At 64.0% G+C, this 16,308-nt stretch carries 9 protein-coding genes; all 9 read left to right on the forward strand.

What is annotated here, in order from left to right; translation table 11 throughout:
• Positions 1-3 precede the first annotated feature (3 nt).
• The 9 genes from Q0C42_RS08610 to Q0C42_RS08650 all read left to right on the forward strand — a co-directional run bounded on the left by Q0C42_RS08610 (position 4) and on the right by Q0C42_RS08650 (position 16,263).
• Positions 4-1,011 (forward strand): ArsJ-associated glyceraldehyde-3-phosphate dehydrogenase, encoded by a 1,008-nt coding sequence (locus Q0C42_RS08610; RefSeq protein WP_295074425.1) that lies wholly within the window; start codon positions 4-6, stop codon positions 1,009-1,011.
• Complete coding sequence (gene arsJ / locus Q0C42_RS08615; RefSeq protein ID WP_295074426.1) at positions 1,008-2,255, forward strand: organoarsenical effux MFS transporter ArsJ; 1,248 nt, start codon at positions 1,008-1,010, stop codon at positions 2,253-2,255. The genes Q0C42_RS08610 and arsJ overlap by 4 nt, the downstream gene beginning before the upstream one ends.
• 483 nt (positions 2,256-2,738) lie before the next feature.
• On the forward strand, positions 2,739-3,125 hold the full coding sequence (locus Q0C42_RS08620; protein WP_295074427.1) for a DUF302 domain-containing protein: 387 nt from the start codon (positions 2,739-2,741) through the stop codon (positions 3,123-3,125).
• A gap of 157 nt (positions 3,126-3,282) precedes the next feature.
• The gene (locus Q0C42_RS08625; protein WP_295074428.1) at positions 3,283-4,518 is read left to right on the forward strand and encodes an HlyD family efflux transporter periplasmic adaptor subunit; all 1,236 of its coding nucleotides are present in this window, start codon (positions 3,283-3,285) and stop codon (positions 4,516-4,518) included.
• Positions 4,515-5,687, forward strand: coding sequence for an FtsX-like permease family protein (locus Q0C42_RS08630; RefSeq protein ID WP_295074429.1), 1,173 nt, complete (start codon positions 4,515-4,517; stop codon positions 5,685-5,687). The genes Q0C42_RS08625 and Q0C42_RS08630 overlap by 4 nt, the downstream gene beginning before the upstream one ends.
• 7 nt (positions 5,688-5,694) lie before the next feature.
• On the forward strand, positions 5,695-6,384 hold the full coding sequence (locus tag Q0C42_RS08635) for an ATP-binding cassette domain-containing protein (RefSeq protein ID WP_295074430.1): 690 nt from the start codon (positions 5,695-5,697) through the stop codon (positions 6,382-6,384).
• A gap of 150 nt (positions 6,385-6,534) precedes the next feature.
• Entirely contained in the window at positions 6,535-7,458 is a 924-nt protein-coding gene (locus tag Q0C42_RS08640; RefSeq protein ID WP_295074431.1) for a UTP--glucose-1-phosphate uridylyltransferase, read from the forward strand.
• A 127-nt stretch (positions 7,459-7,585) separates the two neighbouring features.
• Positions 7,586-7,801 (forward strand): hypothetical protein, encoded by a 216-nt coding sequence (locus Q0C42_RS08645; RefSeq protein ID WP_295074432.1) that lies wholly within the window; start codon positions 7,586-7,588, stop codon positions 7,799-7,801.
• Between the two features lie 71 nt (positions 7,802-7,872).
• Positions 7,873-16,263 carry a glucoamylase family protein gene (locus Q0C42_RS08650; RefSeq protein ID WP_295074433.1) on the forward strand — a complete coding sequence of 2,797 codons (8,391 nt, stop codon included), beginning with the start codon at positions 7,873-7,875 and terminating at the stop codon, positions 16,261-16,263.
• The last annotated feature ends 45 nt before the right edge of the window (positions 16,264-16,308 follow it).

Consider the following 16,308-nt stretch of genomic DNA (forward strand, 5'->3'; position numbering starts at 1 on the left):
CCCATGACCCGCATCGCACTGAATGGCCTTGGCCGGATCGGAAAGCTTGTCCTGCGCGACCTGATCGACACCGGCGCCGGGGGCGAGATCGTTCTGCTGAACGATCCGGTGGGCGACGCCGAGCAGCACGCGCTTCTGATGGAGTTCGACAGTGTTCACGGTCGCTGGCGGAGGCCCGTTGCCGCGGGGCAGGGCGCTCTGGTGCTGGGCGGAAAGTCCATCCGCCTGAAGCATGAGAAGACCATCGACGCATTGCCATTGGCGGAGTTGGGGGTCGATCTGGTCATCGACTGCACCGGTGTCTTCAAGACCGCCGCCAAGGTCGCGCCCTACTATGCCGCCGGGGTGAAGAAGGTCGTCGTCTCGGCGCCGGTCAAGGACGGCGGCGCGCTGAACCTTGTCTACGGGGTGAACCATGACCTTTACGATGGTTCGCAGACGTTGATCACAGCGGCGTCCTGCACCACCAACTGCCTGGCTCCGGTGGTCAAGGTGATCCACGAGGCGCTGGGAATCCGCCACGGGTCGATCACCACGATCCACGACGTGACGAATACCCAGACCATCGTCGATCGCCCCGCCAAGGACATGCGACGGGCACGGTCGGCCCTGATGAACCTTATCCCGACCACGACCGGGTCTGCCACCGCGATCACGCTGATCTACCCGGAGCTCAAGGGTCGGCTCAACGGCCATGCCGTTCGGGTGCCGCTGCTGAACGCCTCGCTGACCGACTGCGTCTTCGAGGTCGAGCGTCCGACCACGGTCGAGGAGGTCAACGCCCTTTTCGCTTCGGCGGCCGAAGGTCCGCTGAGGGGCATCCTCGGCTACGAGACGCGGCCGCTGGTGTCCTGCGACTTCACCAACGACCCCCGGTCCGCGATCATCGACGGCCCCTCGACCATGGTCACCAACGACACGCAGGTGAAGATCTACGCCTGGTATGACAATGAATGGGGCTATGCCTGCCGCCTGTCCGACATCGTGCGGATGGTCGCGGGGTCGCTGTGAGCATCGGGAACCCGCTGCGCGCCTATGCGGCGGTAACGGCCGCCTACTGGGCCTTCATGCTGTCGGATGGCGCGCTGCGGATGCTGGTGCTGCTGCATTTCAACGGGCTGGGCTTCACCCCGGTTCAGCTGGCCTGGCTCTTCCTGCTGTATGAGGTCGCGGGGATCGTGACCAACCTCGCCGCAGGCTGGCTGGCGGCCCGGTTCGGCTTGGCGGCAACGCTTTATGGTGGGCTGGCGTTGCAGATCGGCGCGCTGATTGCGCTGGCACAGCTTGATCCGGGCTGGAGCGTTGCGGCCTCGGTCGCCTTCGTCATGGCGGTGCAGGGGGTATCGGGCGTGGCCAAGGATCTGGCCAAGATGTCCTCGAAATCCGCCGTCAAACTCTTGGCGCCGGAAGGGGACGGCGGCCTTTTCCGATGGGTCGCCGTGCTGACGGGATCGAAGAACGCGGTCAAGGGACTGGGCTTCTTTCTTGGCGCGGCGCTGCTGGCACTGGCCGGGTTCCACGCGGCGGTCTGGGGCATGGCGGCTGTGCTGGCGGTAATTCTGACGGCGGTGGTCCTGTTTCTGCCAGCGGGTCTGCCCGGCCGCATGAAGTCGGACGAGGCCTGGGGTGGCTGGCGGTCGAAGGACAAGCGCGTGAACCGCCTTAGCCTTGCCCGCCTGTTTTTGTTCGGGGCACGCGACGTCTGGTTCGTGGTGGGCATTCCGGTCTACTTCCAGGCCGTGCTTTCCGATGGCACGCCCGAAGGTCGGCGAGAGGCGTTCTTCCTGATCGGTGGCTTCCTCGCGCTCTGGATCATAGCCTATGGTGCAGTCCAGGCCTTGGCGCCGCTTCTGCTGGGGCCGAAGGCGCAGCCAGAAGCGGCGATCACCCGCAAGGCGGTCCGCTGGGCAGGTCTCCTGGTACCGATCCCTTTCTTGCTGGCAGGGGCGGCGTGGCTGGCAGAGGAGCCGGCCCCGTGGCTGACCGCAACGCTCATTGGCGGCCTTCTGGTTTTCGGTTTCGTCTTCGCGGTCAACTCCTCGGTCCATTCCTACCTGATCCTCGCCTATGGATCGACCGAGCGGATCACGCGCGATGTGGGCTTCTACTACATGGCCAACGCGACGGGCCGTCTGATCGGCACCCTGCTCTCGGGCCTCAGTTACCAGATGGGTGGCCTGCCGCTCTGCCTCGCGACCGCGGGCCTCATGGCGCTTGCCAGCTGGCTAGCGGCCCGGCGTTTGGTGTTCACCTGATCTGTGGCGGAACCTCGGTGTTCGAGGCCAAAAAGCAGTGATTGATCCAAATCATCTAAGCCTTCGGACAACCCTGCCATTCTGTTGGACACGCGAACATGAGGCTTGCCGTGGCCCGCTTACCTGTCCTTCAGGACCCGACGCGCTATCGCAGGTGCGGGGACGGGATAGCTTCGACAAGCCCCGAACAACCGGGCGGAGGAAGCGGCAGCGCGTGATGCTGAAGTGCGCCGGAAGGAACCAACTGGACCTTTGCGCGATTGAACTGCTCGTAGACCGCGCGCGACAGGGGTATGTCAGTTCTTCGGTTGGCCGCGTGCACAAGGCTTGCTGCTTGCGCTCATCGCGGAGGTTCTGGCTGCCCCTTCCAACGGTTGCTGAAACGGCCGAAACGCGTTGCCAACGGCGCACGGAAGCGCTCATGATTGCCGATAAAACAGGATGTGGGCCAGATGATCCCGCAGTTTTCAAAGAGGTGAAGCGATGACATATACGATCAATCGCAAGATCGACGGGATCACGATGCAGGAGGCCGACAGCCGAACCCGCGCCGCTCTTTCGGCACAGGGCTTCGGCGTCCTGACCGAGATCGACGTCACAGGCACCATGAAGAAGAAGCTTGATGTGGAGATGCCGGGATATCGCATCCTGGGTGCCTGCAATCCCGGGATGGCCTACAAGGCGATCGGGATGGAGCCTCGCGTGGGGGCCATGCTGCCCTGCAACGTCATCCTGCGCGAAGTCGACGGCGGCATCGAAGTCAGCGCCATCGATCCGGTCGCCTCGATGCAGTCGATCCAGAATGCCGAGCTCCATGCAGTGGCAGGTCAGGTCCGCGACCTGCTGCAAAAGGCAGTGGATGCGGTCTGAAAGGATGCGGGCTGGGTCAGGTCGGCCCGGACTTTTCTTCCGCGGAGCGTGACCGCGGCCGACACGGTTCTGGGTAGGCTTGACCGACATCAAGGTCTGGTTCGATCTGCCATGCCAAGGCTGCCTTAGTCGCCCGAAGAAGTTAGGACTTCATGACATGCCCGAAACCACTGACGGCGCCCGCCTGCCCCTGGAACTCGGTGCAGGCACTTCCGAGGGCATACCCGGCAAGCAGAGCCGCTTTCGGCGCCGCTACCTCTTGGTTCTTCTGATTCCCGTCATCATGTTTTCCGGCGCGGTCATCGGAATGTACTTCCAGCCGCCTCTGCTGCGCGCGTTCTACAGCCTGACCGGACTGCAGCCGGGTGGTGGGGCGGAGACTCCGATCGCCCTGCCTCCGAATGTCGAACTGCCGCCGCGGATGGCAGAAACCATGCTGCCAAGCGACGTGATCGGTCTGGCCCGCCTGATGCCCAACGGTGACGTGTCGGTCGTGGCTGCCCCCTATGGCGCGGGTGACGCGCGGATCGCGGACATCCTGGTCTCGGTCGGCCAGATCGTAAAAAAGGGGGACGTCCTGGCACGCCTCGACAACGCCTCCGCCCTTCAAGGCGCTGTCCTGACGGCTGAGGCGAACCTTGCCGTCCGTGAGGCCGCACTTCTGCAGACACGTGCCGCCGTGCAGGCCAGCCGGGACGAGGCGCAAGCCGTGCTGGATCAGGCTCTTGCTGCAGCTGCCGAGGCGGCGACCGGCCTGAAACGCGCCGATGACCTGTTCCAACGCGACGTCGCCACCCAGGAAACCTTGGATGCCGCCCGCACGGCCGCTGAAAGCGCGCGACTGGCCGTGACCCGCGCCGAGGCGACATTGGCGCGCTTTTCGTCTGTCGCCCGGGACGAACAACCCGACATCGTGGTGGCCCAGCGAAATGTCGAGGCAAGCAAGGCCGATGTCGCCCGCGCCAAGCTGGATCTGCAGCGTGCCGTCGTCGTGGCGCCGAGTAGCGGTGCGATCCTCGACATCCACGCGACACCCGGTTCCCGCCCGCCTGCCGACGGTATCATGGAGATGGGCGACACGGACCAGATGATGGCCGAAGTGGAAATCTGGCAGGATCGCATCGCCAAGGTAGTCATTGGCCAGCCGGTGGAACTCGTTTCCTCCGCGCTCGACAAGACCTTGCAGGGCAGGGTCGATTCCATCGGCCTGACCGTGGGCCGTCAGGGGCTGATCTCGGACGATGCAGCCGAAAACAAGGATGCGCGGGTGATCCGCGTTTTGGTGGCGCTTGATCAACCTTCCTCTGCCGTTGCCGCCCGCTTCACCAACCTTGAAGTTATCGCCCGGATCGATACCTCGGGCACCGAGCCGGACACGGGTGCTGCACCGTGACGCGTCTTCTACAGCGCCTCCTTGGCCGCTTGCCGATCGGCTGGCTACAGCTGACCCACAACCGGACGCGCTTTGCTGCCGCCTTGGTCGGCGTGGCCTTCGCCAATGTCTTGGTCTTTGTCCAATTGGGCATCATGAACTCGATGGGGACCGCCACCTTGCGTCCCTACGAGTTCTTTTCCGCCGATGTAATGATCTCGGCAACCGACGCGAACGCGCTGAACGATGGCGGCAATGTCGCGCGCCAGTGGCTTTTGCAGGCGATGGCCGATCCGGACGTGACCGACGGGGCGGGTCTTTTCATCGGCAACGTGCCTTGGGATCGTGGGGATGCCGATATCAGCCTGACGACGTTTGGTGTCGATCCCGCAAGACCGGGCTTCATCGCGCCGGAAATCGCGGGAGAAATATCGCTGCTTGAAGTGCAGGATGCCGTGCTTGTTGATCGCCTTGCCCGAGGCCTGACCCGCGAAGAGGCCGCCGCAATCCGTCCCCAGTCACCGATTGCCTTCGAGACGCAGGGCCGCACCCTGACCGCCTATTCTACCTTTTCCGGCGGAGGTGGCTTCGGGGGGGATGGTTACATGATCGTGTCGGATCAGACCTTCCTGTCGCTCTTTCCGGCGCGAAGGTCCACTGCTCCCGACCATATCCTGCTGCGGCTCCGCCCCGGCGCTGACGTCGCGGCGACTGTCCTGCGCTTGCGCGAGTTGATCTCCGACCCGGCTCTGCGCATCCGCAGCTATGCCGATGCCGCGCAAGAGGAACTGACCTATCAGCAGACCAAGCGCCCGACGGGGATCATCTTTGGCTTCGGCGTCCTGATCGGCGTTCTGGTGGGGCTGGTGATCGTCTATCAGGTCCTGTCGACGGACGTGGCCGACCATTTGCGCGAGTATGCGACCTTCAAGGCTATGGGCTATGGCCAGCGGTTCTTCATGGGCATAGTTCTCGAAGAGGCGCTCATCCTGGGCATTATCGGCTTCCTGCCGGGATTCGCCGTCGGTGCGACGATCCTGACCCTGATGGCAAAGGTGACCACGCTGCCTCTCGCGATCACCCCGTCGATGGCGGTGACTGTCTTCGTCGGAACGGTTGTCTTTTCGGTGCTGTCCGGCATCATCGCCACCCGCCGCCTGGCCGCCGCCGATCCGGCGGACCTGTTCTGAGGCAGTGATGGACACAGAACCCGTCGTCGAGATTGAGGGGCTGAACCACTGGTTCGGTGAAGGGTCAGCCCGCAAGCAGGCCCTGTTCGACATAGACTTGATCTTGGAACGCGGCAGCTTCACCGTTCTGATGGGGCCGTCAGGGTCGGGAAAGACCACGCTCTTGACCCTGATCGGTTGCCTGCGCTCGGTCCAGAACGGAACGCTTCGCCTGCTTGGGCAGAACCTCAACGGGGCAGACGAAGCGCTGCTTACTGCCATGCGGCGCAAGCTGGGCTTCATCTTTCAGGCCCACAATCTTCACGAAAGCCTGACGTCGCGACAGAATGTGATGATCGGGGCAAAGGTCCATTCTGGCGTTGCTGACAGTATGGCAGACAGTGCCGCCAAGCACGTTTTGGGACTGGTGGGCCTGGCGGATCGGGTCGACTACTTGCCCGCGAACCTGTCGGGCGGGCAGAAGCAGCGCGTGGCCGTGGCCCGGGCGCTTGTGGGTAACCCGGAACTGCTTCTGGCCGACGAACCGACAGCCGCGCTCGACAAAGACAGCGCGTCCGAGGTCATCGACCTTCTGAAACGGATTGGCGCGTCGCGGGGGATGACGACGCTTCTTGTCACTCATGATAGCCGCATTCTGGATCGTGCCGACCGCATCCTGACCTTGGAGGACGGAAGGATTGTCGCGGATAAGCCCTAGAGTCGTTCGTTTCCGGTTCGGGCCAGCGGTCCGAAAGCAGATGGCTCATCCCTAGGCAGCCACCTTGCCTGAACAGACTGCATCGAGGTCAGGAACCAAACAGCTCTCGCTCGCGTTTGATGTTGCACAACTCAGATCGCGGAGACTGCCTTGCCGGACAATCCGATTAGAACCGTCATAGTCCCTGCCGCTGGCAAGGGGACTCGGCTTTTGCCTGCAACGAAGGTGACCGCCAAGGAACTTTTGCCGGTATACGATCGCGTCGTGCTGGATTTTGCGATCGCCGAAGCGGTCGGCCTCGGTGCACAGCGTATCGTAGTTGTGATCAGCCCGGAAAAGACGTCCATCAAGGACTATCTCTTCAACCAACCTACCGTCCGAGCGCTCGACGCGTCGACCCGAGCTCTTCCGGAACTGGTTTTCGTGTCGCAGGATCAGCCTCGTGGACTTGGTCACGCTGTTCTGTGCTGCAAGGACGTGGTCTTGCCTGGGGCCGTCGCGGTGCTGCTGCCGGATGACCTTGTCTTCGGCTCGAACTGTCTGGTCGAGATGGCCGAGAATTATACTGGTGGAAACATGGTCGCGGCCATGCAAGTCCGACCAGAAGAGACGTCCCAGTACGGGATCTTTCGCCTTCGCGGTTCACAGAAGGGCAATTGCTTCCCCGCCTCGGGAATGGTGGAAAAGCCTTCCGCAGGAAAAGCGCCCTCGGCACTGGCGGCAGTCGGGCGCTACATCCTGGACCCCGCGATCTTCGCTGCTTTGGAACGCACTGTTCCAGGCAAGGGCGGTGAGGTGCAGCTGACGGATGCGATTGCATCCTTGTCCGAAACCACTCCGATCGTGGCGTTCAAATTTAGCGGCACCCGGCATGACTGCGGCAACCACGATGGCCTGCTCGCAGCTTCCGTTGCCCGCAAAGCGATCTCCCGGCAGGAACTTGCCGCAGTCCCGGGCGCAGCATCCTATTCCGATACACCCGCCTCTGTTGTTCGTGCTATGATGACTCACGTTAAGGCTCTGGGCCAGACCGCCTATGGCGCTGGCAAGACGCCCTCAGCCGATACTCAGTGAATTGATGCCAATACTGCGGGCCCACGCTGGCCCGTCATACGTGTTTACGAGCATTGCGGATTCAAACAGACGTGAGGACACGGGGTCTTTTGCCGATGTCCGAGCCGTCTTTGTTCTGGGCACTGCCATGACCGGAAAGGATGAGCTGATGAAATGGGAGCAGATCGAAACCAAGTGGGCGGCGATGACGCGCCGCATCCGCGCCGACTACGCGGTTGACCGCGTCGAACCGACGGGCAGAGCCCTGCGCGCTCGGCCGGGTCGTGACACCCTTGCGGCAAACCTCACCGACAGCATCACTGCGTCGAATACAGCATCCGAGCGCAAGTCCTCTGCCAAGTGACAGGGTGGAAAGACGTAAGTCGTACGCTGCAGTCCCTGATTGGTGCGCGCGTCGCTTCCCCTGGAGTCTGGTTGGACAGCGCGCCGATCAGGGCAGACCTGTTCGGCACGGAGCGGCTTGAGCATCATGCCCAAAGCCTTGCGGCTGCCCAACCTGTCCAGAGCGGCGCGCCGCTGCGTGTGCAGCCGCTCAGTCGCCGCGTAAAGGAAAACGCCGATATCCTTCTGGCCGCGTACCGCACCTGCGGCGAGGCGTTGCAAGCGGGTGAAGTCATTTCGCCCGCAGCGGAATGGCTGTTGGACAACTTCCACCTTGTTGAACAGCAGTTGCGACAGATTCGCGACGACCTGCCGCCCGGATACTATCGTCAGCTACCCAAGCTTTCCCAAGGTCCGTTCGCAGGATATCCCCGTGTCTTCGGGCTGACCTGGGCCTATGTGGCGCACACCGACAGCCTGATCTCCCCTTCGGTCCTCGCGGGATTTGTCCGCGCCTACCAGCAGGTTCAGCCGCTGATGATCGGCGAATTGTGGGCGGTGGCGATCACGCTGCGCATCGTTCTGGTCGAGAACATGCGGCGCTTGGCGGTCCAGATCGTCGACGGACACGCCCTGCGCCAGCAGGCCGACGCCATGGTCGATGCCGTGCTTGCCGCAACCAAGACACCCGGCCAGACCGTATTCTCCACCCTGCAAGAGGTCGCGGCTCCGTTCCAGACGGAACCGCTGCCGGATATCGTTGCAAGTCAGATCGCAAAGCGTCTGCGCGGCATGGACCCGCTGCAAACGCCCCTCCTCGCCTGGTTGGAAGAGCGGCTGGCTGCGCAGGGCACCTCCGTCGACGAGGTGATCGCCAGCACCCAGACCCGACTTGGCGCGTCGAACGTGACGATGCGGAACATCGTTACCTCGATGCGCCTCGCTTCGGAAATGGACTGGGCAGATTTCTTCGAGGACGTCAGTCTGGTCGAGGCCAGGCTTCGGGGAAACCCGACCTATGCTGCGATGGATTTCGCGACCCGGAACAGTTACCGGACCGAGATCGAAATCCTGTCCAAGAACGCCTCTTTGACCGAAGATGAGGTCGCGGACAGGGCGCTGGTCCTGGCAAGTGCAGGGAAGCAGCCCCACAAGCGGGACCCGGGTTACTGGCTGATCGGCGACGGGCGTGCAGAACTGGAGGCCGCGACCCAGTACCGGCCGCCGCATTTGCAGACGTTGGTCCGCCGGGTTGGAAGCATCGGCCTTGCGGGTTACTTGGCCGCGATTGCAGTCACGACCGGGTTGGTCCTGTTTTTGACCCTGACTTTCATGGCTGCCGCGGGGACCGGCCCCATTGTGCTTTTCGTCTTGGCGATTGTCGGGGCGGTGCCGGCTTCGGAATTGGCGACAGCAATCGTCAACACAGTGATAACCCGCTCGGTGCCGCCGAAGCTCCTGCCCGGCCTGGACCTTGCGAAGAGCATCCCGCCCCATCTGCGTACCCTTGTGGCGGTGCCGGTCCTCTTGCGCCAAGTCGATGACATCGCGGACGAAATCGAGCGGCTGGAGGTCCATCATCTGTCGAGCACCGGGGGCGCGGTCCATTATGCCTTGTTGTCTGACGGGCCGGACTCGGACACCGAAACGACCGCCGAAGATGAGCGCCTGATCACCGTGGCAACCGAAGCAATGGCGCGGTTGAACGAGCGATATCCGGGCGAGGACGGTGATCGCTTTCACTTCCTGCATCGCCGAAGGCTGTGGAACGCAGCCGAAGGCGTCTGGATGGGATGGGAGCGCAAGCGCGGCAAGCTTGCGGAACTGAACCGCCTTTTGCGGGGCGCGACCGATACCAGCTACTCCATCGTCAGCAGTCCGCTGCCGACCGACATCCGCTATGTCATCACCCTGGACGCCGACACCCGACTGCTGCGCGGAACTGTGGCGCAGATGGTCGGAAAGATCGCCCATCCCCTGAACCGCGCCCGGTTTGATCCCGATACCCAGCGCGTGACCGGCGGCTATGGCATCCTGCAACCGCGGGTCAGTCCATCGCTGCCAGGACAGGACCGTTCGATTTATCAGGGCCTCTTCTCCAGCCCCGGCGGTATCGAACCCTATGCAGCCGCCGCGTCCGACCTCTACCAGGACCTCTTTGGTGAGGGCACGTTCACCGGAAAGGGCATTTACGACGTCGATGCCTTCGAAGCCGCACTGCAAGGGCGCGTGTCCGAGAACACGCTTCTCAGCCACGACCTGTTCGAAGGTGTCTTTGCCCGGGCCGGGCTTGCGTCGGACATCGAGGTGGTCGAGGACTATCCTGCGCGCTACGACGTCGACATCCGCCGCCAGCATCGCTGGACGCGGGGCGACTGGCAGTTGCTGCCCTGGATCTTCGGAACCCGCCGGCAGGACCGGGGAGGCCTTCCAACGCTGGGGCGCTGGAAGATGATCGACAACCTGCGCCGGTCGCTTCTGGCACCGTTCATGGTGGCGTCCCTGTTTGCCGGCTGGATGTTGCCCTGGCCTCAGGCCCTGTCGTGGACTCTGCTGACCGTGACCATGCTAGGCCTGCCGCGTCTTCTGTCGCTGCCGTTTGGCTTCTTCCCTACCCGCGCCGGCGTGACGCTCAGCAGCCATTTCGCGGCCCTCAGGTCGGACACCCTGACTGCCCTTGGCCAGATTGCGGTCAGCCTGACGCTTCTGGCCGACACGGCCGCCACGATGCTGGATGCTGTCGTGCGAACCATCTGGCGCCTGCGGGTGTCACGCCGGAACCTTCTGGAATGGATGACCGCTGCACAGGTCGGCGGCAACGCTCTGCCCAGCCTGCCACAGCAATACATTGCGATGTCGCCCGGGTTGGCCCTGGGCCTTGCCGCCAGTGGCTTGGCGTGGACCCTGAACCCCGAAGTCTGGCCATTGCCGCTTGCGTTCGGTCTGGCCTGGCTTTTGGCGCCCGCCGTTTCGCGCGCGATCAGCCTGCCGCGCAAGGTGACGGCGATCTCGTCCCTTACCGCGCTTCAGGCGCAGGAACTGCGGCTGATCGGGCGGCGGACCTGGCGGTATTTCGAGACTTTCGTGACGCCGGAAGAGAACTTCCTTCCGCCGGACAACTTCCAGGAAATTCCGCGCCCCGTTGTCGCGACCCGGACCTCGCCCACCAACATCGGGCTTTACCTTCTCTCCACCGTCGCGGCCCACGACATGGGCTGGATCGGCCAGCGGGCCGCGTTGCAACGGATGCTGGACACCCTGCACACCATCCAGCGCATGCCGCGGTTTCGCGGCCATCTCTACAACTGGCACGACACCCGCGACCTGCGTGTCCTTGAACCGGCCTATGTCTCCTCCGTGGACAGCGGCAACCTTGCCGGTCACCTGATCGCCGTGGCCCAGGCCTGCCGCGCTTGGGCAAACGAGCCGGTGCAGGACGACCGTGTCGTGCGCCAAGCGATGGCGGATTGCGCGCTTATCGCCAAGCGGTCGCTGGGGTCACATGCAGAGGATCTGGACCTGGTCCGGGCGCTTGCTGATGTCACCGCCCTGGCGGCTGATCCGGGCAACCCGTTAGCTTCGCTGACTGTCCCGATGGAAGGTGCGCTTGCAATGACGGGCGATGCGCTTTCGGAAGCCAAGGTCTGGACTACGGCCATGCAGACCGCGCTGACCGATCATCTTGCAGACCTTGCCAACCCGTCAGAGCCAACTCTCCTGCAGGAAGTCGAAGCGCTTTGCCGCATTCTGGCCCTGGAAATGGATTTCAACTTCCTGCTGGAGCCAGACAAGAAGCTTTTGTCCATTGGCTTTTCGGTGTCATCCAACAGGCTTGATACCAACTGCTACGATCTTCTCGCCTCGGAGGCACGGCTTGCCAGTCTTTTCGCCATTGCCAAGGGCGACGTCGAGACGCGGCACTGGTTCCGGCTGGGACGGCCCGCAACGCCCATCGGATCAGGCTCAGCGCTGATCTCATGGTCGGGCAGCATGTTCGAGTACCTGATGCCCTCGCTTGTGATGCGTGCGCCGACCGGGTCGGTTCTTGAACAGACCACCCGCCTGATCGTGTCCCGCCAGCAAGGCTACGCGGCCGCTCTTGGAATTCCGTGGGGGATTTCGGAATCCTCCTACAATGCCCGCGATCTGGAGATGACCTATCAATACTCCAACTTCGGCGTCCCGGGACTGGGTCTGAAGCGTGGTCTTAGCGAAAACCGCGTGATCGCGCCCTATGCCACGGGCCTTGCCGCGATGGTGGACCCGGTGGCCGCAGTCGAGAACTATGCCCGCCTTGCAGCCCTCGGGGCCGAAGGACGTTTCGGCTTTTACGAAGCGGTCGACTTCACGCCTGCGCGCCTCCCTTCCAACGAGCAGCAGGCCATCGTCCGCAGCTTCATGGCGCACCACCAGGGCATGACCATCGTTGCCATTGCCAACACGCTGCAAGACGGCCGGTTGCGCGACCGCTTCCATGCCGAGCCGATGATACAGGGTGCCGAGCTTCTGCTGCAGGAGCGCATTCCGCGCGACGTCGGCAGCGCCCCACCGCGGGCGACCGAGGTGCTGGTGGCCCCCGTCGAACAGGTCGATGCGCCGGCCGTGCGAACTTTCGAAGGTCCCGCTACGGAACTGCCAACGTCGCATCTGCTGTCCAACGGCAATTATGGCGTGATGCTGACGCCCGCTGGCGAGGGCTTCAGCCGCTGGCGGGAGATGGCCGTCACGCGGTGGCGGGACGAGGCCGCCCAGCCCGCACTTGGGGCTTTTGTCTTCCTGCGCGACCGCGACCGCGGTGAACTCTGGTCGTCCGGCGTTCAGCCCACCCGGTCGGCCGCAGATCTGCGTCGCGCGGTCTTCTGCGAACACCATGCGGCATTCACCCATCGGACAGCGCGACTGACCACGACGACAGAAGTCGTCGTCTCGGCCGAGGATGACGCCGAGGCGCGTCGGGTCACCCTGACCAACAGTGGTCGCCAGGCGCGGAACATAGACGTGACGTCCTACGCCGAACTTGTGCTGGCCCCGCCCGCCGCCGACCAGGCCCACCCGGCGTTTTCCAAGATGTTTGTGGTGACGGACTACCTGCCGGAACTGGGCGTCATCATTGCCACCCGACGTCGCCGCTCTCCCCATGATCCCGAGGTCTGGGCGGCGCATATCGCTGTGGTCGAAGGCGAAGAGACCGCGCCGATCCAGTTCGAGACCGACCGCGCGCGCTTCATCGGGCGGGGGCGGACCATTGCCACGGCGGCAGCGGTCGATCAGCCGCTGTCTGGCACCACCGGCACCGTCCTGGACCCGATCTTCTCGATCCGCCGCAGCGTCCGGGTTCCAGCGGGCGGTACGGCGCGCGTCACCTTCTGGACCATGGTGGCCGACACGCCCGACGCGCTTCTGGACCTCGTGGACCGCCACCGGGATGCCTCTGCCTTCGCGCGTGCAGCGACCTTGGCCTGGACCCAGGCGCAGGTTCAGCTCCGCCATCTTGGCATCACGCATGCCGACGCCGCCGACTATCAGACGCTGGGCGGGATGGTGATGCGCAATGATGCACGGCTGCGCGCCAGGCCAGCTCAGATCATCGCAGGCGCCGCGCCGCAATCTGCACTTTGGTCGCTGGGGATCTCGGGCGATCTGCCGATCGTGCTGCTGCAGATCGAGGACATCGAGGACATCTCCGTCCTGCACGAAGCGATAAGAGCGCATGAGTATTGGCAGATGCGCCAGCTTGCGGTCGATCTGGTCGTGCTGAATGACCGCACTTCCTCTTATGTGCAGGACCTTCAGATTGCGATCGACGCTGCCGTCCGTTCGGCCCGGTCACGTCCACAGGCGCCGGGCATCCACGCCCCGGTTAAGGGGACGATCCATGCGCTGCGGACCGATCTCTTGCACGGCGGCGCACGGGCACATCTCTTCGCAGCGGCGCGCGTCATCCTGGTGGCCAGCCAGGGCGACCTTGCCAGCCAGCTTGCGCGGATATCGTCGTTGCCGGTGACCGAGACTCTGGTCCCGCCAGCCCCCGTCCTTACCGCGCCGTCGCCCAGACTGGACCTGCCGCAGCTCGAATTCTTCAACGGCACCGGCGGGTTCGCCCGGGACGGGCGCGAATATGTGACCATCCTGCAGGCCGGGCAGACCACGCCCGCGCCCTGGATAAACGTGATCTCCAATCCGACTTTCGGCTTTCAGGTCTCGGCCGAGGGCAGCGGCCACGTCTGGTCGGAAAACAGCCGCGAGAACCAGCTTACTCCATGGTCGAACGATCCTGTCACTGACCCGCCGGGCGAAGCGCTCTATGTGCAGGACGTCGAGACCGGCAAGATCTGGACGCCCACCGCTCTGCCAGTTCGCGACGGCGGCACCTATGTCGCGCGTCACGGCTTCGGCTACTCCCGCTTCCAGCATGCGGCTGAAGGCATCGACGCCGATCTGGTGCAGTTCGTGCCGCTGGAAGCACCTGCAAAGATCAGCCGCCTGACGCTGCGCAACACCGGCACGACGACGCGGACCCTGTCGGTGACCGCCTACGCCGAATGGGTCCTGGGTACCTCCCGTGGCGCGACGGCCCCCTACATCGTGACCCACCCCGATCCCGAGACCGGGGCTATCCTGGCGCAGAACACCTTCAGCACGGCCTTTCCCGGCCGCATCGCCTTTGCGGACTTCGGCGACGGGGTCAGCAGCTTTACGGCCGACCGGGTCGAGTTCTTCGGGGTTGCCGGCTCGCTGGCCTTTCCGGCGGGTCTTCGCACAACCCGCCTTTCCGGTCGAACCGGCCCCGCCCTGGACCCCTGCGCCGCCCTCCAGCGCCGTGTGACGCTTCCTCCCGGCGAGACGGTCTCGCTGACCTTCCTTATCGGGCAATCGGACAGTGCCTCCGAAGCCAGCGCGCTGATCCGGCGCCTCCGCGCAGCCGACGCCGACGCGCTGCTGGCCGAAGTGGAGGATCACTGGTCGGCGCTGCTGGGCACAGTACAGGTGACATCGCCCGACCGCGCAATGGACATTCTTCTGAACGGCTGGCTGATGTATCAGACCCTGGCGTGCCGCATCTGGGCGCGGGCGGGGTTCTATCAGGCCAGCGGAGCCTACGGCTTCCGCGACCAGCTGCAGGACGGGATGGCCCTGACCTTTGCCCGGCCGGAAATGACGCGCGCCCACCTCTTGCGAGCCGCCCGTCGCCAGTTCCCCGAAGGAGACGTACAGCACTGGTGGCTGCCCCATTCCGGCCAGGGCGTGCGAACCCGCATCTCGGATGACCGGATCTGGTTGGGATACGGCGTCGCGCGTTACGTTGCAGTGTCAGGCGATGCGAAGATCCTAGACGAAGACCTTCCGTTCCTGAGCGGCCCCCCGGTGCCAGACGGAGCTCACGACGACTTTGCCCAGCCGCAGCAGTCCGACGAAACGGCATCCCTCTTCGAACATTGCGCCCGAGGTTTGGACCAGGCGATTCAGCTCACGGGCGACAACGGCATGCCGCTGATCGGGACCGGCGACTGGAACGACGGCATGAACCGCGTGGGCGAAGGTGGCAAGGGCACCAGCGTCTGGCTGGGCTGGCTTCTGATCGCCACAATCGACCTCCTCGCTCCGCTGGCCGACGCTCGTGACCCAGACCGCGCCGCCCGTTGGCGCGCGCACCGGAACTCTGTCCTTCTTGCCATAGAAACCCACGGCTGGGACGGCGAGTGGTACCGCCGCGGCACCTTCGACGACGGAACGCTCCTCGGATCGGCAAGTTCGGACGAATGCCGGATCGACAGCATAGCCCAATCCTGGGCCGTCCTTTCCCAGGCGGCCGACCCGGACCGCGCGCGGCAGGCGATGGCTTCGATGACCGCCCACCTGGTTCGCTTCGACCCCGGCCTCGCGCTTCTCTTCGCTCCGCCCTTCGACCGGACGCCGCTTGATCCCGGCTACATCAAGGGCTACCCTCCGGGTCTGCGCGAAAATGGCGGTCAGTACAGCCACGCGGCAATGTGGGCGGTCCTTGCCCAGGCGAAACTGGGCGATGGCAATGCAGCCCATGCGCTGTTTGCCATGTTGAACCCGATCAACCACTCCCTGAACCCGGCCGACACCGACCGCTACAAGGTTGAACCCTATGTCGTTGCGGCGGACGTCTATTCAACGCCCCCGCATTCGGGCCGCGGTGGCTGGACGTGGTACACCGGCTCTGCCGGCTGGATGTATCGCGCTGGCATCGAGGGGATCGTTGGTCTCACCCGCAAAGGGGATAGGCTCTCGCTCAATCCCTGCCTGCCCAGTTCGTGGCCGGAACTGACGGTCAGGATAGCCTTGGGACAGGCGCGCTATGCCATTTCCATCCGGAACCCGGACGGCGCCACGAACGGTATTCTGTCTGCCGACCTTGACGGAACCCCTATGTCACCCTCGGTCGGCGGTCTGGATTTTCCGCTGGAGGATGGAGATCATGAACTTACAATCGTTCTCGGGACTGCTGTGGAATGAATCAGTAATCTCAGTCCTATGCCCTGGCACGCGACCCTCAGTGGG

Source organism: Tabrizicola sp. (assembly GCF_022842145.1).
Taxonomy (GTDB): Bacteria; Pseudomonadota; Alphaproteobacteria; order Rhodobacterales; family Rhodobacteraceae; genus Tabrizicola.